Here is a 24,505-nt window from a genome sequence, read left to right as displayed (position 1 = left end):
TGCTGCTGGAAGTTAGGTGTTTAGAAATAAAAGAGGTGTCAAAAATGAGTAGCATAACAGTGGCGAAGGTGTTGAATAACAACGTTATCATTGCCCAGCATCCTCAATATTCCGAGGTTGTAGTTATCGGTAAAGGGATAGGGTTTAACCGCAAGCTGCGTGATCAGATTAATCTATCCTCCGTGGAGAAGATGTTTATTCTTCGTAGCCAGGAGGAACAGGAACAATATAAACAGCTTCTTCCCCAAGTGGATGAGAAGTTGATTGAGGTCGTTCAAGAAATAGTATTACATATTATGCATTGTAGCCGTCAGCCGCTTAATGAGCATATTCACATTGCACTTACCGACCATATTTCCTTTGCTATCCGTCGTTTTGAACAAGATATCCCAATTCATAATCCATTTTTGTATGAAACTAAGGAGATTTATCCTGAGGAATATAAGATGGCAGAATATGCGATTGGACGGATCAATGAGGCTATGGGCGTGGAATTGCCGGTGGATGAGATAGGTTTTGTGGCTCTTCATATTGTCAGCGCACTTAGTAATAGGCAAATTTCCGAGGTTAGACAACATTCTCTCTTGATTGGAGAGCTGGTTGGATTAGTCGAGAATTATCTGGACTATCGAATCCCACGTGATTCACTTGATTACTCAAGACTGGTAACCCATCTGCGATTTGTTCTAGAAAGATTACGCCGTGGAGAGGCGGTACAAGAGACCTCAACCCTGGATGGACTCATGAAACGGGAGTATCCTGAGATGTATTCGTTGGCTTGGAAATTAACAAAAATTATCGAACAGCGTGTGCGAATTCCCGTGTATCAAGCTGAGGTGAGTTATTTGACGATTCACCTGCAGCGTATTGCCCAGAAAAAAGTGGACGAACAAGATATGGACAAGAATGGTGAAGCTCCTTAAAGTGCAAAAGTTGTAACAAATCATGGTTTCAAAAAAAACGCTTGCCACTTAAAAAAAACGATGCTACAATGTTCACTGTCATCAACAAAACAGAATATCGAGCGTGTAACTGATTCGATCAGGCATGAGTGAATTACAGTATTTTGGTTGTTAACCCCCTTCTTGGGGCAATCTAACGATAGCGTTAGATTACAACTTCTATATTGTGTTGCTCATGCCTTTTTTGGCATCTGTTTTAGTGAAATTAATGAAAGGAGTAACCTAAATGTTTAAAAAGTTGTTTGGTGTTTTACAAAGAGTTGGTAAAGCTCTGATGCTTCCAGTAGCTATTCTGCCTGCGGCAGGTTTGCTTCTTGGAATAGGAAACATGCTGGTAAACCCAGACTTCCTGCAATATGTTCCAGCACTGGAGAACCATGTTGTTCAGGCTGTTGCCAACGTATTGATGAACTCAGGACAAATTGTATTTGATAATCTAGCCTTACTCTTCGCGGTGGGGGTTGCGATAGGTTTAGCCGGCGGTGAAGGTGTTGCGGGTCTAGCTGCCATTATCGGTTTCCTCGTAATGAACATTACGATGGGTACAGTTATTGGTGTTAATGATTACGTCCTGAGCCAAGGCGACTTCTCGTATGCCAGCGTATTAGGGATTCCAACACTGCAAACAGGGGTGTTTGGAGGTATACTCGTCGGGATATTGGCTTCGGCCATGTACAAGCGATTCTTCAAAATTGAGCTTCCTTCTTACCTAGGTTTCTTCGCAGGTAAACGTTTCGTACCGATCATGACGGCGGTAACAGCTCTAATCTTGGGTTTGTTACTGACAATAGTATGGCCACCTATTCAACATGGTCTGAACTATGTGTCACAAAGTATGATTGATACGAACAAAACGCTTGCAGCGTTTATCTTCGGAACGATCGAACGTTCGCTCATTCCTTTTGGACTGCATCACATTTTCTACTCTCCATTCTGGTATGAATTTGGTACCTACGTTGATAAAGCTGGAGAATTGGTACGTGGTGACCAACGGATCTTCATGCAGCAGCTTCGCGATGGAGTAGACTTCACAGCAGGGACATTTACTACAGGTAAATATCCATTCATGATGTTTGGTCTTCCAGCAGCGGCTTTGGCTATCTATCATGAAGCTAAACCTCAGAATAAAAAGATCGTCGGAAGTTTGATGATTTCCGCGGCATTGACATCGTTCTTGACAGGGATTACTGAGCCGCTCGAATTCTCGTTCCTATTCGTGGCTCCGTTGCTGTTCGCTGTACATGCTGTGTTTGCAGGTCTGTCCTTTATGACTATGCATATTCTGGATGTTAAAATCGGCATGACATTCTCGGGTGGCTTTATCGATTTTGTGCTCTTCGGTATTATCCCGAACCGTACAGCTTGGTGGCTGGTCATTCCGGTAGGTCTGGTCCTTGCCTTAATTTATTACTTCGGCTTCCGGTTTGTAATTCGGAAATTCAATCTTATGACACCGGGTCGTGAAGAAGATACCAATGAAGAAGAAGAAGTGAATACGGAGTCTGTCTCCAGAGCCGGTGATGATCTACCGCGGAACATTTTGTCCGCTCTAGGTGGTAAAGAAAACATCACTCATCTAGATGCTTGTATTACCCGCCTTCGTGTTGAAGTTAAAGATAAGGCAGGTGTAGACAAGAACCGTCTTAAGAAACTTGGTGCATCAGGTGTGCTGGAAGTGGGTAATAACGTTCAAGCGATTTTTGGCACACGTTCAGATACGATTAAATCGCAGATTCAAGATGTGATTAACGGAAAGACACCTGCGGCTTCAGCAGCTCCAGTAGTGGTTGCTCCAGAGCCAGAAGAAGAACAACAGGCAGGTGAAGCTGGTGAAGCGATTATCAAGGAAGATATCGTATCTCCAGTAAACGGTGAGTTGTTGGATATCACAGAGGTGCCAGATCCAGTATTCTCCCAAAAAATGACGGGCGACGGCTTCGCGTTCCTATCCGAAGATGGGAAGATTGCTTCACCGGTTTACGGTAAGGTATTTAACGTGTTCCCGAGCAAACATGCCATCGGTATTATGTCTGACGGAGGCAAGGAAGTGCTCGTTCATATTGGGGTTAATACGGTTAAGCTTAAAGGTCAAGGCTTCACGGTATTAGTTGAAGAGGGCGATCTTGTAGCGGCTGGACAACCGATTATGGAAGTGGATTTAGAGTATGTAAAAGCACATGCACCTTCTGTAATCTCACCTGTTATTTTCTCTAATTTACCAGAAGGCTCTTCTGTAACATTGAAGAAGCCGGGTAAGGTTTCTATAGGAGACCAAGACATTATTACGATTCAGTAAAAGTGCAAGGGCCGATGCTTCCTTGTTCATACAAGGAAGCGAAGCTTTCACTATAAATTTAAAATACTTTAATAACAGAAAGCGAGTTGGATAATATTATGCAAAAAACATTCAGAATTGTCGATGAAGATGGAATTCACGCACGTCCAGCAACTGCCTTGGTAAATACAGCAACAAAATTCAAAGGTACAGAAGCATATGCAGAAGCTAAAGGTAAAAAAGTAACTTTGAAATCCATTCTTGGCGTATTGTCATTGGGTCTTGAAGCTGGAGATACTTTGTCTTTGATTACTGAAGGAAGCGAAGAAGCAGAAGCTTTGAACGCTCTTCAAGAAGTAATGATTAAAGAAGGGCTAGGGGAAATCCATGAATAAGATTTCAGGAATCGCGGCTTCAGCAGGGATTGCAGTAGCCCGTGCTTTTATCCTGAAACATCCGGATTATACGATTACGAAGACAAGTATCAGTGATACTGAAGCAGAAGTCGCTAAGTTAAATGATGCACTCGCCAAATCAAGAGTGGAGCTGCAAACGATTAAAGAGCGTACTTTGGCAGAGCTGGGGGAGAAAAAGGCTGAGATTTTCGAATCACATCTGCTTATTCTTGATGACCCAGAACTGATCAATCCTGTAATTGATAAAATCCGTGAGGAATCGGTTAACGCGGACTATGCGCTAAACGAAGTGGCTACGCAATTCATTGAGATGTTTGAAAATATGAAGAGTGCCTATCTGCAGGAACGTGCAGCTGATATGCGTGATGTTACCAAGCGCTTGCTGAACCACCTGCTGGGCATTCATTATGTAAGTCCTGCAGAAATCAGTGAAGAAGTAATCGTGATTGCTCAAGATCTAACACCATCGGATACAGCACAGCTTAATCGTAAGTTCGTTAAAGGCTTCACAACGAACATCGGTGGACGGACTTCTCACTCTGCAATTATGGCTCGTTCTTTGGAAATTCCAGCGGTTGTTGGAACTAAAACGGTTCTGTCAGAAGTGAATTCTGGCGATTTGGTGATTGTCGATGGTCTGAACGGAGACGTTCTGATCAATCCTAGCGAAGCTGAAGTGGCAGAGTACACTCGCAAGCAGGAAGCTTACGACTTGCAAATCGCAGAATGGAAGAAACTTCGCGACGAACCTACAGTATCAGCAGACGGTAAACATGTTGAACTAGCTGCCAATATTGGTACACCAAATGATGTGAATGGTGTCATTGAGAATGGTGGCGAAGGTGTAGGTCTGTACCGCACTGAGTTCCTTTACATGGGTCGCGATAAGCTGCCTTCTGAGGAAATTCAATATAACGCCTACCGTACTGTACTTGAGAACATGAAGGGTAAGCCGGTAGTCGTACGTACCCTGGATATCGGTGGCGATAAAGAGCTGCCTTATCTTGACCTTCCGAAGGAAATGAATCCTTTCCTTGGTTTCCGTGCGATCCGTCTTTGCCTGGATCGTCAGGATATTTTCCGTACTCAATTACGCGCATTACTAAGAGCAAGTGTTCACGGGGATCTTCGCATTATGTTCCCTATGATAGCTACGCTTGGTGAATTCCGTGCTGCACGTGATCTTTTGCTCGAAGAGAAAGCTAAGCTTCGGGAAGAAGGTAAGGAAGTATCAGACAACATTCAGCTTGGCATAATGGTTGAGATTCCATCAACTGCTGTACTGGCTGACCAGTTTGCTAAGGAAGTTGATTTCTTCAGTATCGGTACGAATGATCTTATTCAATATACAATGGCTGCGGACCGTATGAATGAACAGGTATCTTACCTGTATCAGCCTTACAATCCAGCCATCCTGCGTTTGGTCAAAAATGTAATTGATGCAGCCCATGCAGAAGGTAAATGGACGGGGATGTGTGGTGAAATGGCTGGTGACGCAACAGCTATTCCGCTGCTACTGGGTCTTGGTCTCGACGAATTCAGCATGAGTGCAACTTCCATTTTGCCAGCGCGTAGTCAAATATCTAAATTGTCGGCTGCCGACATGAAGGATTTGGCTGCAAAAGCGTTGCAGCTTGGCACGGCTGAAGAAGTCGCTGCGCTTGTTCAAAGTATCGCTAAGTAACTTTTTACGCATGCATTAATCCGTTTTAGCGTTCTACTGTTTTTCCAACTACTATTGCCGACTTCCGATGGCTGGAGGTCGGCTTTTTTATGTTTTTTAACCTATAATTTTCTGTAATTCGACCTCATTTACTGTTCACTGTTTATTTTCTTTATTGCGCAGATGTCTATACCGATAGTATTAGTAATGAGCATAAAGTCGATAAGGAACCCAAACCTATAAATATGTCGTACATATAATAGTAAGGATCCATAGAAAGTTTATACTCCATTTGCCGACTTGCAGCGCTGTGCAAGTATTAATATGTAATTAATTGGTAATATATGGACTTATAAGCAACCCCACAGGTTAGGTGGGGAGCCATAGGATGGTGTTAATTCATGAGTAAAAATTATATAAATGCAGAATTGATGATGGAAGTCTATGAGGGTAAGGATTTAGGCTTGACGTATTCAACGGAGTACAGTGTCTTTAAAGTCTGGGCACCTACGGCTCTTGCTGTGTCCCTTGTCCTGTACGAAACAGGTGGTTATCGACTGAATGCTGAGTCACATAAGAGTGTTGTGGACAGTGGTCGAATTGTATATATGCAGCGTAGTAATGGCGGAGTCTGGCAGACCAAGTTATCAGGTGATCTAAAAGGGAAATATTATATGTACCGTGCTGTTTTTGCAGATGGTAATGTGACAGAAGCAGTAGATCCTTATGCAACAGCCGTATCAGCTAATGGTTTAAGATCGGCAATCGTTAATTTGCAGGATACGAATCCAGAACATTGGGATCAGGATGTAGCGCCTCCGTTACAGCATCCTGCCGACGCAGTGATTTATGAACTGCATGTTCGTGACTTTTCCTCACATGAGAGCTCTGGTATGTATTATAAGGGTAAATTCAAAGCATTTACCGAATTTGGATTAAAGGATCCGGCAGGAAATACAGTGGGGATTGATCATCTGGCTGAATTAGGGATTACCCATGTTCATCTGATGCCGGTATTTGATTTTCAGACCGTGGATGAGCTGAAGGTGGTTAATCGGGGTTCCTCCATAGCTAATGTGGACTACAATTGGGGGTATGATCCCCAGCATTATAATGTACCTGAAGGATCTTACAGCACCGATCCTGCCAATCCTGGCTTGCGGATCCGTGAATTTAAAGAGATGGTGCAGGCCTTGCACAGCCGCGGGATCGCGGTAATTATGGATGTCGTTTACAACCACACTTATGCTGTGGAGAATGGACCTTTTGAGCCGCTTGTCCCAGATTATTTCTATCGCCGCGATTTTATGGGACGTTTGTCGAATGGCTCCGGGGTTGGCAATGAGCTGGCTACAGAACGTCCGATGGTCCGAAAATTTATTAAGGACTCCCTATCTTATTGGGCTGCGGAATATCATATTGATGGTTTCCGGTTTGATCTGATGGGTCTGATGGACAGTGTTACCATGCGGGAGATTACGGAAGAGCTCCGTCTAGAAGTGAATCCGAATCTGTTGCTTTACGGTGAACCTTGGACGGGTGGAGATTCTCCGCTGGCCACTAAAACGCTAAAAGGTGTACAACGGGGCAAGGGTTATGCTGTCTTCAACGATAACTTTCGTTCAGCGATCAAAGGGGATAGTGATGGCTTCGGAAGAGGGTTCGTGACAGGCGAATACGGCAAAGAAGGTGCTATTGCAGCCGGAATTAAAGGAGCAATTCATGAGTTTACGGACTCGCCTGTGGAATCTGTGAACTATGTAACTGCCCATGATAATTTGAATTTATGGGATAAGTTGCTTATCGTTCAAGGGGGGAGCCAGAAAGCTGATTTTCCGGTAATCGCCAACATGGATAACGAGGATCTGGAAGATGCAGTGGCCCTTGCCAATCCATACGTGAATGTAGATCCGGAGAACATTCTCGGTAATGAAACTGTACGTCGTTCCTTGCTTGCTAACGGAATTATTCTGACATCGCAAGGGATACCTTTCCTGCATGCTGGAGATGAGCTCCTGCGCAGTAAATTTGGGGATCATAACAGCTACCGCAGCGGTGACGCGATCAACTCGATCCGCTGGAATATGAAAAGCGTATTTAAGCCCGTATTTCAATATTATAAAGGCCTGATCGAGCTGCGGCGCACACATCCGGCATTTCGTCTGCATGGCCGCCAGGAAATTGAACGTTCGTTGGAATTTCTGCGATGTGATGGCGGAATAGTATCGTATCTTCTTAGAGGCCATGCAGGAGGCGATCTTTGGAACAATATAACCGTTATCTTCAATGCTAATAATGATCGAATGACGGTGGCTCTTCCTGAGATTTCTAACGGGTGGAGTATAGTAGTAGACCATACCCGTGCCGGGATAGAAGCCATCCGCAGAATCGAAGGCAATGAGGTAGAAGTGGAAGGGTTGTCGATGATGGTCCTTTATGATGAATGTGGTGAGCCAGCCCCACGCTCTAAAATCATCGAAATACACTATGAACGCCCTGATCAGAATTACCAAGGCTGGAATCTTTGGGTTTGGGATACAGGAATCCAGGATGGACAATGCGATTTCCGATATATGGAGAACGGGCGTGCAGTAGCCCGCATCGAAGTGCTGCCAGATACCCAATCCATCGGATATATTTTGCGGCTTAATGATTGGGAAGAAAAAGATGGGGACGGAGACCGTTTCATTGATTGTTCTACGAATGGAGAGTTAACCAAGGTCTTAGTTCGGGATCGTGATCAGGAGATTGACGAAATTTCAGAAGATCATCTTCGGTTAAGCAGTTAGAGGCCATACAAAAAAAGCTGTTTCAGGGTTGATTTTTCCTGAGACAGCTTTTTATTTGCTCTTATGGTTTTACAATGGTCTGGTTAGCTAACCCTTCGTCCACAAGCTCGTAGTAGAGATTGGCTTTATTGCCACCATGGTCTTTGGAGCGATACATCGCCAAATCGGCGGCACGCAGCAGTTCATTAATACTGCTTCCGTGTTCAGGAAATAAAGCGACTCCGATACTCGCGGAGGTGTGGAAGCTGGACCCGTTATCAACAGACCAAGACTTATTGAACAGTTTAAGTAACCGCTGCAGCGTTTCATCAAGCATCTCTGGAGAAGTGAATCGATGCAGTACAACTGCGAATTCATCTCCGCCGATCCGGAAGGCCTGACCTATTCCTTTGACTGTATGCTGAAGTTCACGGGAGAGCAGCTGAAGAAATTCGTCTCCAGCCAGATGGCCTAAGGTATCATTTAGCTGCTTGAATCTGTCACAATCCAGCAGGGCCAGTGCAATTTTTTGCTTCCGTTCTTCGGGTTGTGTGATAAGGTTCTCCATATACATTTTGAAATGAGCCCTGTTGGGAATCGCTGTTAAATGATCATAGAAGGCTAGCTTATGTAGTCGTTCTTCGTATTGTTTTCGCTGGGTAATTTCTCGAGATAACAGCATGAATTGTGCTGGGAATTTACGGCTGCCGAGAACAGGTGACACCTTAGTTTCAAGCCATACCCATTGGCCTTCTGCTCCGCGCATGCGCAGTTCTGAAATGCGCGGGGTTCCCTGAACCACGCTCTTTAATTTAGCCCAGGCAATCTCCGGTTCACGTATGTAGTTGGATAACGGATCTCCTTTTTTAGGCACATAGCCTAGAATACTGGAGTGTGAGGGGGAAGCGTATAGAATCAACCCGTTAGGATCCGTCAAAATAATGAAATCAGACATGGTTTCACCGATTAGCTGATAAAGTGTTTGTTCTTCCAGCATTTCATTCTGGAGCCAGATGATTTTGCGTCCAAGGTAAATAATGACCAGGAGAAACACAAGTAAGAGGAGCGAATATAGGGAGAACAAAGCGCTTTTTTCATCCTTAAAACCGTCCGTTACTTGCAAGGCGTAGTTGCCAATCAAGTCCTCTGCTTGATCGAGATGTGCTCTAGCTTCATTGAATTGCGAGTTTAGGGTGAGCGCAGAATATGAATCCGGATTCCAGCTACTCTTCGTCCGTTCCGTTATTAGCGTATGCCCTGAATTTTTCCACATGACAATGGTAGTTTCGAAGGAGTGCAGCTCGTTTTTTAATTCGAAAAGGATAATTACACTTTGTTTCATATCACTGTAAGGTTTTTTTATAGCGTTGATATTTGCTCTTGCTAGACTTATTCGTTCCTGCGCTTGAAGATTATTATCTATAAACTCCTTAGTGAACTGTTCACCTTCTGCGGCTGTTAGGTTTGGACCCATTGCGATTTGCAAGGCTACAGCAGCTTGATGCAGATCACGATCGGCGCTTAGTATGAGCTTAGAGTTCTGATATATATCATCATAAAGAGAATCTGACAATCTATTAATAGTGTGATTTAAATAGAGTAGCGAGGACACGCTGATCCCGACCAGAAGGACGGAGATTGCAGCGAAGACATAGAATAGTTTGCGTGTTACCTTAAATTCGAAGAACCCTGCCACAGTCATCTTCTCCCTGTATAAGATGATTAAGTAAATCTATTGCTGCTTAAGTAGAACCTGCAGAAGTCAATCTATGGTCAGGCGTAATTTAAATCAGTCACTGATGTTTGAAGGTGCTTTTGGGAATAAAAGAGGTGTTGTATACATAGTGGGAAAACATAGGAAAGTGTACGTGTGAGTAAATGGTAGTTTCTAGTATATCAAGTATATAGGACGTGCTGCTTATAGAGCAATCTTTACTCATAATAATCCAAAAGACAAAATTTAAAGTTTAATGTATGGGCCTATTGAATTATCTATATTCAAACCGATGGATCCTATTACCCCACTCGACCATAAATGATACGGCTTACAGCTGCTGAAAAAAACTGCCCTTAGTCATAATGACTACAGGAAAGCTAATCATTCATTATTCGTTACGCAGTGCGTGAATGGGGTGAAGTCGTGCGGCTTTGTTCGCAGGCATCATTCCAAAAATCACGCCTGCCCGCCCCGATGCCAATCCAGCTTGTCAAAACGACAGATTTTGCATATAATAAAGAGACATATCTCTTGTAGTAAGAGATACCTGACAATTAGCATGAATTGTGAAATGCAGTGATGGAGAAGAGTACACAGTGCCTGACTTACAGGGAGGAGACGCCGCGGATTGAGAGCGTTTCTAAGAAGCAGAGCTGTCGAAGTTCACTCCGGAGCAGTTCCCTGAATTCCTTAAGCTGTCTAATAGGGAAGGGTAGGGGATACCGGTCACAGACCGTTATTTCTGTATAAAGTGAGATAGGTATCTGTCCAGCCAAAAGAGGGAATGAAGCTCTTAAGGGGAACAGATCAGCTTGTCTAACAAGGGTGGTACCACGGTCTTTTCGTCCCTTACCGGGAGGAAAGGCCTTTTTTTGTTGAACTAGACAATGATTGAAGGGGGCTGTACACGGCCATGAAAGAGAAGTTGGAAGCATTGAAGGTTGAAGCGCTGGCTAAGCTGCAGGAGGTTATGGATCCGCAGGTACTAAATGATTTAAGAGTGAAGTATCTCGGTAAAAAAGGTGAGCTTACAGAGGTTCTGCGCGGTATGGGAGGACTTAGTGCTGAGGAGCGTCCGGTAATCGGGCAAGTGGCGAATCAGGTTCGCAGTGCTATTGAGGAGATTATCGGCGCGAAGCAGGAGGCTTTTCAAGAGCAGGAAACCCAGCAACGTCTGCAGGCTGAAAAAGTAGACGTAACCTTACCGGGTCGCCGTTTACAGCAAGGGGGCATTCACCCGCTTAGCAGAGTCGTACAGGAGATTGAGGATATTTTTACCGGCATGGGCTACCGTGTAGCTGAAGGTCCGGAAGTGGAGACCGATTATTATAACTTTGAAGCTCTAAATCTGCCTAAGAATCACCCGGCACGTGATATGCAGGATTCTTTCTATTTAACAGATGACCTGCTAATGCGCACTCAAACCTCGCCAGTACAGATTCGTACTATGCAGGCTATGAACGGTGAAGCTCCTGTTAAAATCATCTGTCCGGGTAAAGTATTCCGCCGTGATGATGATGATGCAACGCATTCCTTCCAGTTCCACCAAATCGAAGGTTTGGTCATTGGAAGTAACATTCGAATGAGTGATCTGAAGGGCACCCTGCAACAATTTGTGCAGGAGATGTTTGGACCGAATACAGGCATTCGTCTTCGTCCGAGCTTTTTCCCATTCACGGAGCCAAGTGTTGAAGTAGACGTAAGCTGCTTCAAATGTGGTGGCGATGGCTGCAGACTATGCAAGCAAAGTGGATGGTTAGAAATCCTTGGCGCAGGTATGGTACACCCGAATGTACTGAAAATGGGTGGCTATGATCCTGCTGAATACAGCGGCTTCGCCTTCGGAATGGGTGTAGAGCGGATTGCAATGCTTAAATACGGCATCGATGACATCCGTCATTTCTATAGTAATGATATGTGTTTTGTGAAGCAGTTCAAGGGCGTTTAGTTATTGTGGTGCGCTAGCTGATAGTGGCTGGAGAATGGGTTTTGGAGCATTTGATTTCCTTGTAGGGACCGTCCTTAATAGTGTGTAGCTGAAATTGAGTGCACTTCATCCGTTCTCCCACAGGAAGCAGCACGAACGACAGTGAAATAAATACATCTGAAACATAAAGGAAGTGAGCGGATATGAAAGTATCAACCGGATGGTTGGCTGATTATACATCGATTGAAGGAGTAACCGCCGAACAGCTAGCGGAGAAGATTACCGCTGCCGGCATTGAGATTGACGGCGTAGAGCGCCGCAATAAAGGCATTTCCGGCATCGTAACCGGCTATGTGAAATCAAAGGAAAAACATCCTGATGCCGACAAGCTGAACGTATGTATCGTGGATGCGGGCCAAGATGAGGATCTACAAATCGTCTGCGGCGCAAAAAATGTAGCTGCAGGTCAAACTGTACCTGTAGCACTGGTCGGTGCTAAGCTGCCAGGACTGGATATCAAAAAAGCCAAGCTGCGCGGCGTCCTATCGCAAGGGATGATCTGCTCGGCCAAAGAATTGGGACTGAATGATAAATTGCTTCCAAAAGAGCAACAAGAAGGTATTCTTGTGCTGCCTGAAGGGACAGAGATTGGTCAGGATATTTCCAAGGTCCTCGGCTTAGATGACGAGATTCTGGAATTCGATCTGACTCCGAACCGTTCGGATTGCCTCAGTATGATTGGTGCTGCTTATGAAGTAAGTGCGATTCTTGGGCGTGAAGTTAAATTGCCTGATCCAAAAAGCGAAATTATTGAGATCAGTGGTCCTGCTGCGGATTCCATTTCCGTCAAGATTGAAGATGAAGAATACTGCAGCCATTATGCAGTTCGTTATATTGCAGGTGTTAAACCTGCACCATCACCGCTGTGGATTCAGAATCGTCTGATGGCTGCTGGGGTTCGTCCAATTAATAATATCGTGGACATTACCAATTACGTGATGCTGGAATATGGACAGCCGCTGCATGCTTTTGATGCAGATAAAGTGCAAGGTGGAGAACTCGGCGTTCGTCTTGCCCATGAAGGTGAAGTTTTGGTTACACTTGACGGTCAAGAGCGTAAGCTAGAGCCGCAAATGCTCGTTATCGCTGATGGAGTTAAAGCTGTAGGTCTGGCCGGAGTAATGGGTGGACGGGATACAGAGGTTACTGCTGAGACGGTAAACCTTGTTCTGGAATCTGCTAAGTTTGATGGTGGTACGATTCGTAAAACCTCGCGTCAATTGGGACTTCGCTCTGAAGCCTCCCTTCGTTTCGAGAAGGAAGTGGATCCAAGTGCAGTTATTCCTGCATTGAACCGTGCAGCAGTGCTGATTGCACGTTATGCTGGCGGATCGGTCCATGAAGGCATCGTGCAAGCAGGAACTGACGCTGTTCAAGAGAAGGTTCTCACCTTGTCCTTAGAGAAACTGAATCGTTATCTGGGAACGGATTTGTCCTTGCTGGAAGTGAAGACATTGTTTGGCCGTCTACACTTCAAATGCGGAGATACCGCACAAGGGCTGATTGAAGTTCAAGTCCCAACCAGACGTGGCGATATCAGCTATGATGTTGATCTTATTGAAGAAATTGCCCGCCTGTACGGATATGACAATATTCCAACGACTCTAATTGAAGGAATTACAACGCCAGGAGCACTAACTCACAAGCAAGCGCTCCGTCGTGAACTGCGCCGCTTATTGTCACATGGCGGTTACCAAGAGGTGATGGGTTACTCCTTCATCCAGCCGCAACAAAGCACAATGTTCCCTGCGTTATCAGAAGGAGCAGTAGCGGTGAAGCTGGCTATGCCGATGAGTGAAGAACGCAGCGTACTGCGTACCAGCCTTCTTCCGCAACTATTGGATATTGCCAGCTACAATACCAATCGTCGTCAAAGCGACTTGGCATTGTTTGAAATCGGCAACGTCTTCTTCACGGATGAAGAACAGCTGACTCGCCAACCACGCGAACTGCCAGTGCTGGGGCTGTTGCTTAGCGGAAGCTTAACAGTGAAGCAATGGAATGTTTCGGCACAACCTGTGGACTTCTTTGATTTGAAGGGTGCGCTGGAAACGGTATTTGCTCATTTAGGGCTGACTGATAAAATCGTCTATGTGGGAGACAGTCCAGAAGGATTTCATCCTGGGCGTTCCGCATCGATATATTTACTCGGGAACGAGGGCCATGTGAAGATCGGAACGATGGGACAGATTCATCCGGATCTGCAAAGACAGCTGGATCTGGTGGATACTTATGCGGCAGAAATTTTATTGCAGCCGTTATATGAAAGTGCGCAAAGCCGTTTGCAATATAATGAGCTTCCGCGTTTCCCGGGAATGGAACGGGATATTGCTGTGGTCGTGGATTCCGCTGTACCAGCGGGCGATCTGCTGGCTTCCATCCGTGATAACGGAGGTACTTTGCTCCAGTCCGTACAGGTATTTGACGTGTACACTGGCGGTAAGCTGGAGAGTGGAAAGAAGAGCATCGCGATCTCACTGCTGTATCGTCATAGTGAACATACATTGACTGATGAAGAAGTAGGAGAGGTGCATGAGAAGGTATTAGCATCTCTTCAACAAACTTTTGGTGCAGAATTAAGAAAGTAGCAGGAATTGTGTAAAGCCGCAGCGAATCCATTTAGAAACTGAGATTCGCTGCGGTTTTTTCTAGGTAGAGTGCAAAGCGGAGAATATCAGCCATAATCTATTGAATATTAGGGATTTTGCCAAATGCTTACCAAAAAAGCTACAATAGAAGAAGTGAAACTAGCTTAGAATCCGCACACATACAAAGGAGGGCACAACTGTGGCTATGGACCGGACACGTGTCGCCGTGGAGATATACGGAACTTCCTATAAACTCGTCGGAAGCAGTACTGAATATATGAAACAAGTGGCCCGTTATGTTGATGAACATATGCGCACGATTTCTAAATCACACACCAGACTGGACACACCGCGTATAGCGGTGCTTGCAGCTGTACATATGGCGGAGCAGGCTATTCAGGTTCAGGACTTCAAAAATGAACTAAACATGATGACAGGTGAACGCAGTGAACTGCGATTGGAAGTATCTCGCCTGCTGGAGGTACAGCGGGAGCGGCAAGAAGAAATTGAGCGACTTGAAGCTGCGGCCAAAGAAGAGGCTGGGCGACTGATTGCTGCTGCTGAGGAAGAACGTAAGCGGCATTTGGAGATTCAGGAGAATGAACGCAAGGTACATGCGGAGCAGCTTCAGGAGGCAGTGCAAGCTGTGGAAGTTGCACGCAAGAAGCTGGAAGAAGAATTGCTTGAGCGCGAGATAGAGCTGCAAGAACTGCGGACAAGCTACGAAGAAGAGCGGGCAGCTAGTCGTGAACAACAGCGGCAGGAACTGGCGAAGGCGGAAGCCATCCGCTTGCAGCAGCTGGAGGAGCAGAAGGCTGCTCATCTGCAAGAGCTGGAGAACATCCGAGAGACGCTGACCAAGGAGAAGACAGACACGCTGTCTGCTCTGCAGCTTGAGCTGACCGAGACCAAGTCAACACTGGAGGAAGAGCTTGAGGTTACCAAGTCTACATTAGGTAAAGAACTCGAAGATACCAGATTGACGCTGGGTAAGGAGCTTGAGGATACCAAGTTGACCTTAGGTAAAGAGCTTGAGAGTACCAAAGCGAAGTTGGGCAAAGAGCTGGCGGAAGAACGTGAAGCACTGCAGCGGGAGCAAACCAAGAATAAGGAACTGCGGCAGTCACAAGGCACTCAAGAGCATAGACATAAGCAAAGCATTCAAGAGCTGGAGAAACAGCTGGCGGAGCTTCGTGGTGGGACCGGGCAACTTCAGTCCAGATTACGGGCGGCTGAAGCCAGTCTTAAGAGTGAGCGAGATGCAAGACAGACGCTGCTTGGACAATATGAAGCGATTGTTAAACGTGAAGAACAGCTCAGTGAAGAGCTGCGCACGGCTACTGAGCTGGGCACACTGTTGAATGAGGAGCTGGAAGAGTTACGCCAGCGTTATCAACAGTCACAGAATGAAGCGACAGAGCTAAGAGCGTCTCTACAGGAGACGAGTGAGAATCTGCACCGTGTTCAGGAAGAACTTGCGGGATCAGCAGCAGAGGCGGCTAACTGGCAGGAGCTTTCGGATAAACGTATGGAAGATATTGGTGAACTGGAAATGAATCTGCTGGAGTCTGAGGAGAAATCCGTGTTGCTTCAGAAAGAGATCGACACGCTACGTGGGCAAGCCGATGGATTAGTACAGCAGCTGGATCAGGAGGTTCAGCTTCGTACAGATGCAGAACGCGAAACAGCGGCACTTCGGGAGCAAGGTGTGCAGGTTCAGAAGGAGCTGTCTGCGCTTCGTGTGCGTTATGAGGAATTGATTGCTCAATACGATGATGTACTGCAAGAAGGAGAACGCCTGCAGGAAAGATATCAACTGCTGCAGGAAGAAGGAGAAGAGGCAACACGACGCTTAGAAGAGCTGTCTGAAGCTAGTCGTGAAGCCGCTGCTACTGTTGCTGAGCAACAGGAAGTGCTGAAGGAAGCAGAGGCGTACGGAGCTTCTTGGAAGCACAAGTACGAGGAGCTATCCGATCGGCAGCTGCAGTGGACGGATCTCGAAGCGAAGCTGCGCGAGGAGATCGACATTTGGCAGCAGGAAGCCGGCGAGGCTGAGATGAAGCAGGAAGCTATTGATCGTGAACGTAGCGAGGTGCTTCAGCAGTTAGGTGAAGTTGGTGAAAGCTATGAAATGGTTCAAGGACAGCTTCGTTTGTTGCAGGTCCAGTTTGAAATGCGTCAGGAAGAGCTTGACAAGCTTTCGGACGAGCATCGTAACCTTAAAGAGGAATATGCCAAGCTGCAAAATGAATATAATGAATGGATTCAACTGATCGAGCAGGACAGTTGAATGCCGGATGCAAGTAAGAGGGCTGACCTGATGAGTAGAGAGATCTATTTCGGGTCAGCACTCTTTATTAATGAGCTCAGATTAAAAAAAACAGCCGATATCAGGGAGAATCCCTAATAATCGGCTGTTTATGTGTAATCTATTCCACGATGATAGTAGCTCTCATTCCGCTATGTCCGGAGCCACACATTATGGAACAGGTCATTTCGAAAGTTCCAGCTTCCTCTGGTACGATCACCTTTGAGGATTTTTTTTCATTAAGCTGCAGCTCGAACTCAGGAATAAGGATACCGTGATTGCCGTCATCATTTTTAAAAATGATTTTGACGGGCACACCCTTTTTTAGATGATATTCTTCCTGATCAAAGCTGTAATTCGTAGCTGTAATTATGAGTTCTGTTTCTGCCTCGATCTCCGGCTCCGATGTGTTAGCATTGCCAGCAGCACTATCATTGCTGTTCCCACAGGCTGTAAGTGCTATAACGAACACCATTGAAAGTAGAATTGCAAATTTTTTAATGATCTAAATCCCCCCCCAAGAAGTCCAAGCATAGTGAAAATGTGACAATTATGTAGACATCATAACTTAAAATTTAAGAAAGCGCTTTGATTAAATGTGAAAAATCTGTGAACAGGCAGACTGTTCAAACTTTGTCGTAAATTGCAAAAAAATGATGAAAATATAACTAAAATTTATTATAATGAAAGCTATTACATTAACGTCTAAAAGTAGGGGATACATATTACAAGTATTAACGATGCGCTAAGTACGGAGGTTTGGCACCGTAGAATCTTAAAAGGCTATTGGATGGTAGTCATTCTTTTATTAATCTCACAGTTGCTGTTTTTGTCGAATATTGACCGACTCCAAATAAAAACAACAATGGACACGAACCTATGGCATTTATTTATAGCCTGTAATTTACTAATTGTGGTCCTTATGATTACTGCGGAGCTGTGGCTGCGTTATAGTAAACAGTCCCCTAAATATGGGGTGGTTAGCTGTGGGTTTTTAGTGTCCTACCTTATGTATTTTGTATTAGAGCCTTTTGTTGACGGTGCTCAGATGACACTTATGATGCCGATTATGGTTGCTCTTATTTATTTTGATCGTAAGCTCCTGTACATAATGGGGTTATTTAGTATTGTGTTTTATGCTGGGGTATATTTTGGGTTGGAACGGCCATTCCTACATAAACCGCTGCTTGAATTCTTGATGGTAGAGTGTGTATTTTTGGTATTTGTGCTGATGGCTATTGCAGTAATTATTCGTGCTCGTGAAGCGCGTATAAATTTAGAGAGATTAACGAAGGCGGGCCAAGATCTAATGGTGGAGAGGGCTATTTCGGATAAGCTGCTGAAGATAGACGCACTTACTGGACTCTATAATCATAAAACCTTTCATGAATATTTGGATTCATTATTGGAGCAATGTGAAAGCAACAACCTTCAACTGCAGCTGGCTCTTTTCGATATTGATAACTTCAAGCAAGTGAATGATACCTACGGACACAGGGTTGGAGACCTTGTGCTTAAGGTGATAGCGGACAAGGTAGGCGGTATGATTGAATTAAATGATTTTGCGGCTAGGTATGGCGGGGAAGAGTTCGCTGTGATTTTTACAGATAAAAGTTTCTCGGAGTCCTATGAAGCAGTAGAAAAATTACGGAAAAATATTGCTCAAATTGAACATTTGCAGGCTGGGAACAAGCCGATCACCGTTAGCATTGGAATTTGTGATTATCAGCTTGGGGATGGGAAAGAGCTTCTCTTCCGTAAAACAGACAAGGCGCTTTATACCGCTAAAAAGCAAGGCAAGAACAGAGTGGTCAACTGTGCTGAAAGTCATAAAGAGGAGATTGTGTCTTTTGCATAAAAACAACACAGAACCCCTTATTGCCGGAGAAGAACCGGGAATAAGGGGTTCTGTGTTGTGAAGAGCTTTTGTTACTTAGCGGCCTCAAATGGAGTGGATACCGGCAGGAACAAGTCGATAATCCCAATGACCAGAGCTGCTAAAATGGCACCCAGAATGGATACGCTGACTCCGCTGACTACGAATTGAGCGACCCAGATAACTACCGCACTGACAATAAAGCCGACGATACCGCGACCGAAAGGCGTTGCTTTTTTGCCGAAGATTCCTTCGACTACCCAGCCGAGTAGCGCAATCACCAGTGCAAGGATTAGAGCGCTCCAGAACCCACCAACCGTGAACTGTGGAACAATCCAGCCAACAACCATCAGAACAAGCGCTGCGACCACAAAACGACCAACATGACTTAAGAAATTCACTGTACTAACCTCCTTTGGCCCATGCTAAGGATATGTGCAGTTCTTATTGTGACCTTATTACGTGATTCTATGCTTAAAAATAAGACCCAAATAGCGAAATTGACCTGAATTCTGTATAATGGAAACATCTATGAAGGGAGCTGTGACTGTAATTGGACGACAAAATTTTGCATACGCTTGAATATCGCAAGATTTTAAATAAATTAATGCAATATACGCAAACCCCCATGGGGAGATTGGCTGCTGAGCAGCTAAGACCCTCCGGCGATTTCGAAGGCGTGAAGAAGCTGCTTCAAGCCACGGATGAAGCGGCTAATGTGGACCGCCTGAAGGGTATTCCTTCGTTCGGCGGGGTAAGCGATATTCGAGCTGCACTAAAACGTGCGTCTATAGGCGGAATGCTGGGAACAACTGAGCTGCTGGCCGTTGGAAATACCATTGGCGGCGCACGCAGAGTCAAACGTTTCCTGGCAGCTATGCATGAGGAAGAAAAGATTGAGCTCCTGTTCTCACTGAGCGACGTTTTATCGGAGCAAAAACATGTGGAAGATGCCATCCGCTTATGTATAGACGAGAATGCTGATGTACTTGATACAGCTAGTTCTGAGCTGGCTAACATTCGCCGTGAATTGCGCGGAGGAGAGACCAGAATTCGTGAGAAGCTGGATTCGATGATTCGTTCGTCTTCTGTAGCGAAAATGCTGCAGGATCAGCTGGTAACCATTCGTGGTGATCGGTTTGTTATTCCTGTAAAAGCGGAGTACCGTGCCCATTTCGGCGGTATCGTACATGATCAGTCTGGATCAGGAGCGACTTTATTTATCGAGCCAGAGTCTATTGTGGCGATGAATAATAAACTTCGTGAAACACGGCTGCGCGAGGAACGGGAAATTGAGATCATTTTACACAGGCTGACGGCACTTGTAGCCGACATTGCGGAAGAAATGACCTACGATATTGATATTCTGGGAGAACTGGACTTCATCTTCTCCAAGGCGCGTCTTGCTCGTGATATGAAGGCTACTCAGCCGCGCATGAATGACCGCGGTTATCTTAAGCTGCGCAAAGGGCGGCATCCGCTTATTCCAGCGGAGCATGTGGTTCCTTTGGACGTGGAGCTGGGCAATCAATACAGCTCAATTATCGTAACCGGACCGAATACCGGTGGTAAGACCGTTACCCTCAAAACCATCGGCTTGTTAAGCTTAATGTCGATGTCCGGCTTGTTTATTCCAGCAGAGGAAGGCAGCCAGATGTGTGTATTTGATGCCATTTATGCTGATATTGGCGATGAACAGAGCATTGAGCAAAGTCTGAGTACCTTCTCTAGTCATATGACTAATATTATCTCCATTCTGCGTAGAATGACTCCTAAGAGCCTTATTCTGCTTGATGAAGTGGGTGCTGGAACCGACCCGGCAGAAGGCTCTGCGCTGGCAATTGCCATTCTGGAGCATATTCACCGGATCGAATGCCGGATGGTCGCAACAACACATTATAGCGAATTGAAAGCTTACGCTTATGAGCGTAAGGGAGTCATCAATGCCAGTATGGAATTTGATGTCCAGACCCTTAGCCCAACCTATCGCTTATTGATCGGCGTACCGGGACGAAGCAACGCCTTTGCGATTGCTGAGCGTCTAGGCCTGCCTTATGCGATTCTGGAGCATGCCCGCGGCGAAGTGAAGGAAGAAGATCTGCGCGTGGAGCATATGATTGCTTCTCTCGAAGAGAATCGGCTGGGAGCGGAACAGGAGCATGAACGTGCAGAGGGCATCCGCCGTGAAGTGGAGGAGCTACGCAGCAGACAACAGCAAGAGCTTGAGAAGCTGGAAAGCCAGCGCGAGAAACGCCTCGAGAAGGCAGAGAAGGACGCCAGCGCGATCCTGGACAAAGCGCGTAAGGAAGCTGAGGAAATTATCAGTGATTTGCGCCGCTTGGCTATGGAAGAAGGAGCTTCAGTTAAAGAGCATAAGCTGATTGAAGCGCGGCGACGTCTGGATGAAGCTGAGCCATCACCGCGCAAGAAGGCTGCTACCCGCAAGACTGCCAAGGCCCCACGGACAATTGGTCCTGGAGATGAAGTGAAAGTCGACAGCTTGAACCAAAAGGGCTTTGTGGTGGAGCTAAGCGGTACTAAAGAGGCGCTGGTGCAGTTTGGCATTATGAAGATGAAGGTAAGGCTGGATGATTTGGAATTGCTCTCCTCGAAGGCAACAGCTGCGCCAACGGCCCTTCGCCATGCGACAACCGTCAAACGTTCCCGTGATGAGAACATTCGCAGTGAACTGGATTTGCGCGGCACTAACCTGGAGGAAGCTATCATGGAGACAGATCGTTTTATCGATGAAGCCTTTTTAGGTAATCTGGGCCAAATCGCCATCATTCATGGTAAAGGAACGGGTGTGCTGCGCACAGGAATTCAGGAATATTTGCGTAAGCACAAGCATGTGAAGAGTTATCGGCTCGGGAATTATAACGAAGGCGGCGCGGGCGTAACTGTGGCTGAGCTGCAATAGCGGGATTTCCCGGCAGAAAGAAGGGGAAAGCGTGCAAGAAGATATTGATCTTTTGCTGGGTCATCCGCTAGGTGCCTTGCTTGGCTACTTCGCAGTGGCGATTCTTGGGCTAGTTGTATTTCTGTCTTTTTTTGAAATGGTAACGAAATATAATTGCTGGGAAGAAATACGTAAGGGAAACCTGGCAGTGGCAATGGCCACAGGCGGTAAAATCTTCGGGATTTGCAACGTACTGCGTTTCAGCATTGAAGCTGGTGTTTCAATTTATGAGACAATGAAGTGGTCCGTCGTCGGTTTTTTGCTGCTGCTGCTTGCCTATTTTTTATTTGAATTTCTGACCCCTGTATTCTCTATTGACGAGGAGATCGCTGCGGATAACCGTGCTGTTGGACTTATTGCCATGCTGATCTCGGTATCGTTGTCTTATGTAATTGGTGCGGCTATTTTTTAAATCCGTCCTTATAAGGACACCCTGCAAAGGATTATGAAACTGGACAAGCTTTGAAATGAGCAGTCCCACTCTTTGTGGGGTATCTTAGGAGGAAATCATGAAGATTCTCACCCGAGTTCTGTTTCTGTCAGCGATTGCTTTTATAGCAGCCGGTATTATTTATTTAATGATGAATTAAATTTAAAAGTGAAAGTATGAAGGAGATTAAAAAGATGGAAACAACTGTATGCCCTTGGTGTCATACTGAAATTGTATGGGATGAGGAATTTGGACCTGAGGAGAATTGTCCTCACTGTAACAATGAGCTTAGCGGATACCGCACGGTCACTGTTGGGATTGACGGCATCGAAGAAGAAGAAGTAGAGGAAGTCGTAGAAGAACCCAAACAAGAGGTTGTTAATGACGATGATCTTTGGGGAGAGCCTGATAAAGACAGCGTAGTTCCAATTTATAATACGCTTAATCAATTCGGCGATGATTATGATTTGAACAAGTACGAAGAGAGTGTTTCAGCTATTCTAGCCATTCAGGAGGAGGCTCCGGAATGTACTCAATGCCATGAGCTTACGATCCTTGCGGGTAAGCAGCCTGTGGGCAGCTTTGAGCCGTCTGCTCCAGCAACATTAGGTAAATCGGTATTAACCGCTCCATTCTCACTCAATGTTTACGTGTGTCCTTCATGCTTCCATGTTCAGCACAGTCTGGCACAGGAAGATCGTATTCAGCTCGTACGCAATTTGAGCAACGCTCAGGCGTAAGGTTAAGCATATAAAAAAAAGGGGCTGTCCCATAAGCTTATAGCTGCTGGGGCGTGCTCCTTTTTTTGGACCTTACTTGACCGTTGTCGAAAGTGTGCGTATATGTAACCACTGACGGATGCGCATAGTAACCCGCAAACGGACACAGCCGACCTTAAGCGCAACATTATTCGATATTTGGAATGCTATCGGACTCCAGTGCAGCTATTGGTCTGAAAAACGCCTAAATATGGGCCTCTTTCCAAGGATAGTATCACTGGAGTCCGAAACCTTGTTTTAAAGGCTAAAAACATGTAAATAACGTCAACTGAGTCCGCAAGCTCCATGGAATGATGGATTTACGATTAAAGCAGGCAAAATTAAAAGCAGGATTGTCCCAAAAGCCGTGAGCGGCTACGTGGGAGAGTCCCTTTTTTATTTTCTATGCTAATCAGCTTTGTTTCATCACGTCCAAATTCTTAGAAGGAGAGGGTTTGGCTGACCGGGTGAGTGAGAATAAATCTAACTCAGGCCGATGTTTGCCGGCAATCGTATCCGTTAACAACTCCGCAGCGATCATACTGTACACAGTCCCATTGCCTCCGTAGCCCTCGATGAAATAACAGTGAGGGAACTTTGGATGGGGGCCGATATATGGGAGTCCATCACGAGTAGAACCGAACACAGCACCCCAGGAGTACTCCAGCTCAATGCCTTTGATTTCTGGAAATAAGGCCTCAAGCTCCTCAAGCAATTTTTGACCTTGAGAGATTACCCGGACCTCACGACGTTCAGGGTCTGTCAGCTGCTCATCCTTGCCTCCCGCAATAATCCTGCCTTCAGGAGTTGTCCGAAAATATAAATAAGGGCGGGCTGTCTCCCACAGCAGGCTACGCTCATGCCATTTTGGAAGATCCTTTAAAGGTTTGGTCATCACTGCATACGTGTTGATCAGCTCAGCGCCCCGGTCTTTTTTGAACTCTTGTGTTTCATAACCCATTGCAAAAATAACATCCTTGGCAATAATCCGGCCATTTTCTGTGTGGCAAATCACGCCATCCTTAGTAAACTCATAATGTTTCGCTTCGCTCTGTTCAAAGACGCGTACACCATTCGACGCTGCCTTGGCGATTAAGCTGTGCACCGTTCGATAAGGATTCGCTTCGGCATCCCCACGTGAATAAAGTCCTGCTGGTTTTGAAAAAGAGTATAGAGCTGCAATCTTTTCCTCATCCCAGAATTCAGAATCGAAACCGTTAGCTGCGAGATTCTCATATTCTTCCCGCAATGCAGGTACATCCTCTGATGTGCTGGCATATAAAAGACTGCTGCGTGGAATGATCTGTGGATCGATATCGAGCTTGTCCGGCAGGTCCAGAATGTTCCTAACCCCAGCTTGGCATAACTGATAAAAGAGCAAACCGTTCTTTTGCCCAAAAGTGTTCATACATGAGGTTAATGATTTATCGTTGGAAATTTGCAGGAGCCCTGTGTTAGCATGCGAGCTGCCGCTACCGACCCGTTTTTTTTCAATCAGAACAGTATCCGCTCCACTTAAGGACAAACGATAGGAAGCCATTGCTCCACCCATTCCCGCGCCTACAACCAGACAATCACAATGAATAGTACCTTCTAGAGTGGGGTAAGTCGGAGGGTTCTGTAAAGTGCTAGACCAAGGTGTGTTTCCACTATTTAAATTCATGAATTGTTCGCTCCTTCATTCGTGCCGTGATTAGTATTGGCGGCAATTTATCGACTCATTCGCAGTGTGTTCTTATTTCTGTCATAACTCTCTAGTGCTTTTCGGCAAATAAATAGCGCGCTTAAGCGGCATACT

Annotated in this window: 16 protein-coding genes and 1 other annotated feature; of the genes, 12 read left to right on the top strand and 4 right to left on the bottom strand. The window is 45.6% G+C overall.

Annotated elements, in window-relative coordinates; all coding sequences use genetic code 11:
• Positions 1-44: 44 nt before the first annotated feature.
• The 5 genes from MKY63_RS02255 (at position 45) to pulA (ending at position 8,105) form a co-directional block, all read left to right on the top strand.
• Positions 45-923, top strand: a complete 879-nt coding sequence (locus tag MKY63_RS02255) for a PRD domain-containing protein (RefSeq protein ID WP_076126370.1) — start codon at positions 45-47, stop codon at positions 921-923.
• 265 nt (positions 924-1,188) lie between these two features.
• A complete protein-coding gene (ptsG, locus tag MKY63_RS02250) occupies positions 1,189-3,258 on the top strand; it encodes a glucose-specific PTS transporter subunit IIBC (protein WP_339811381.1) in 2,070 nt (689 codons plus the stop codon).
• A 98-nt stretch (positions 3,259-3,356) separates the two neighbouring features.
• Positions 3,357-3,632, top strand: coding sequence for an HPr family phosphocarrier protein (locus MKY63_RS02245; RefSeq protein ID WP_076126374.1), 276 nt, complete (start codon positions 3,357-3,359; stop codon positions 3,630-3,632).
• Entirely contained in the window at positions 3,625-5,337 is a 1,713-nt protein-coding gene (ptsP, locus tag MKY63_RS02240) for a phosphoenolpyruvate--protein phosphotransferase (protein ID WP_076126376.1), read from the top strand. Before MKY63_RS02245 ends, ptsP begins: the two co-directional genes overlap by 8 nt.
• Before the next feature lie 380 nt (positions 5,338-5,717).
• The gene (gene pulA, locus MKY63_RS02235) at positions 5,718-8,105 is read left to right on the top strand and encodes a type I pullulanase (protein ID WP_339811378.1); all 2,388 of its coding nucleotides are present in this window, start codon (positions 5,718-5,720) and stop codon (positions 8,103-8,105) included.
• Positions 8,106-8,166: 61 nt separating this feature from the next.
• Here pulA and MKY63_RS02230 read toward each other — a convergent pair whose 3' ends face one another.
• Positions 8,167-9,780 (bottom strand): sensor domain-containing diguanylate cyclase, encoded by a 1,614-nt coding sequence (locus MKY63_RS02230; RefSeq protein ID WP_339811377.1) that lies wholly within the window; start codon positions 9,778-9,780, stop codon positions 8,167-8,169.
• Between the two features lie 588 nt (positions 9,781-10,368).
• Positions 10,369-10,654: a binding site (T-box leader), on the top strand.
• Positions 10,655-10,714: 60 nt separating this feature from the next.
• Between MKY63_RS02230 and pheS the strand changes: the two genes are divergently transcribed.
• The 3 genes from pheS to MKY63_RS02215 all read left to right on the top strand — a co-directional run bounded on the left by pheS (position 10,715) and on the right by MKY63_RS02215 (position 16,666).
• A complete protein-coding gene (gene pheS, locus MKY63_RS02225; RefSeq protein WP_339811375.1) occupies positions 10,715-11,749 on the top strand; it encodes a phenylalanine--tRNA ligase subunit alpha in 1,035 nt (344 codons plus the stop codon).
• A gap of 182 nt (positions 11,750-11,931) precedes the next feature.
• Positions 11,932-14,376: a phenylalanine--tRNA ligase subunit beta gene (pheT, locus tag MKY63_RS02220; protein ID WP_339811372.1), complete on the top strand. Its 2,445-nt coding sequence runs from the start codon at positions 11,932-11,934 to the stop codon at positions 14,374-14,376.
• Between the two features lie 199 nt (positions 14,377-14,575).
• Positions 14,576-16,666, top strand: a complete 2,091-nt coding sequence (locus tag MKY63_RS02215) for a hypothetical protein (protein WP_036683556.1) — start codon at positions 14,576-14,578, stop codon at positions 16,664-16,666.
• A gap of 139 nt (positions 16,667-16,805) precedes the next feature.
• Here MKY63_RS02215 and MKY63_RS02210 read toward each other — a convergent pair whose 3' ends face one another.
• Positions 16,806-17,159 (bottom strand): cupredoxin domain-containing protein, encoded by a 354-nt coding sequence (locus tag MKY63_RS02210; RefSeq protein ID WP_235219496.1) that lies wholly within the window; start codon positions 17,157-17,159, stop codon positions 16,806-16,808.
• 315 nt (positions 17,160-17,474) lie between these two features.
• Between MKY63_RS02210 and MKY63_RS02205 the strand changes: the two genes are divergently transcribed.
• Positions 17,475-18,542, top strand: coding sequence for a GGDEF domain-containing protein (locus MKY63_RS02205; RefSeq protein WP_038569534.1), 1,068 nt, complete (start codon positions 17,475-17,477; stop codon positions 18,540-18,542).
• Positions 18,543-18,613: 71 nt separating this feature from the next.
• Here the strand turns inward: MKY63_RS02205 and MKY63_RS02200 are convergent, their stop codons facing one another.
• Positions 18,614-18,961 carry a phage holin family protein gene (locus MKY63_RS02200; RefSeq protein WP_036683548.1) on the bottom strand — a complete coding sequence of 116 codons (348 nt, stop codon included), beginning with the start codon at positions 18,959-18,961 and terminating at the stop codon, positions 18,614-18,616.
• Between the two features lie 152 nt (positions 18,962-19,113).
• Between MKY63_RS02200 and MKY63_RS02195 the strand changes: the two genes are divergently transcribed.
• From MKY63_RS02195 to MKY63_RS02185, 3 genes are all read left to right on the top strand, one after another.
• The gene (locus MKY63_RS02195; protein WP_339811368.1) at positions 19,114-21,480 is read left to right on the top strand and encodes an endonuclease MutS2; all 2,367 of its coding nucleotides are present in this window, start codon (positions 19,114-19,116) and stop codon (positions 21,478-21,480) included.
• Between the two features lie 31 nt (positions 21,481-21,511).
• Positions 21,512-21,931, top strand: coding sequence for a DUF350 domain-containing protein (locus MKY63_RS02190; RefSeq protein ID WP_036683543.1), 420 nt, complete (start codon positions 21,512-21,514; stop codon positions 21,929-21,931).
• Between the two features lie 212 nt (positions 21,932-22,143).
• A complete protein-coding gene (locus MKY63_RS02185; protein WP_339811365.1) occupies positions 22,144-22,689 on the top strand; it encodes a hypothetical protein in 546 nt (181 codons plus the stop codon).
• Positions 22,690-23,119: 430 nt separating this feature from the next.
• On the opposite strand, the gene MKY63_RS02180 is transcribed toward MKY63_RS02185, so the two are convergent.
• A complete protein-coding gene (locus MKY63_RS02180) occupies positions 23,120-24,370 on the bottom strand; it encodes an FAD-dependent oxidoreductase (protein WP_076214060.1) in 1,251 nt (416 codons plus the stop codon).
• Positions 24,371-24,505 lie beyond the last annotated feature (135 nt).

It is taken from the genome of Paenibacillus sp. FSL R7-0189 (genome assembly GCF_037969925.1).
Lineage (GTDB): Bacteria > Bacillota > Bacilli > Paenibacillales > Paenibacillaceae > Paenibacillus_AQ > Paenibacillus_AQ odorifer.
This window is presented reverse-complemented; position numbering and strand designations above follow the sequence as displayed.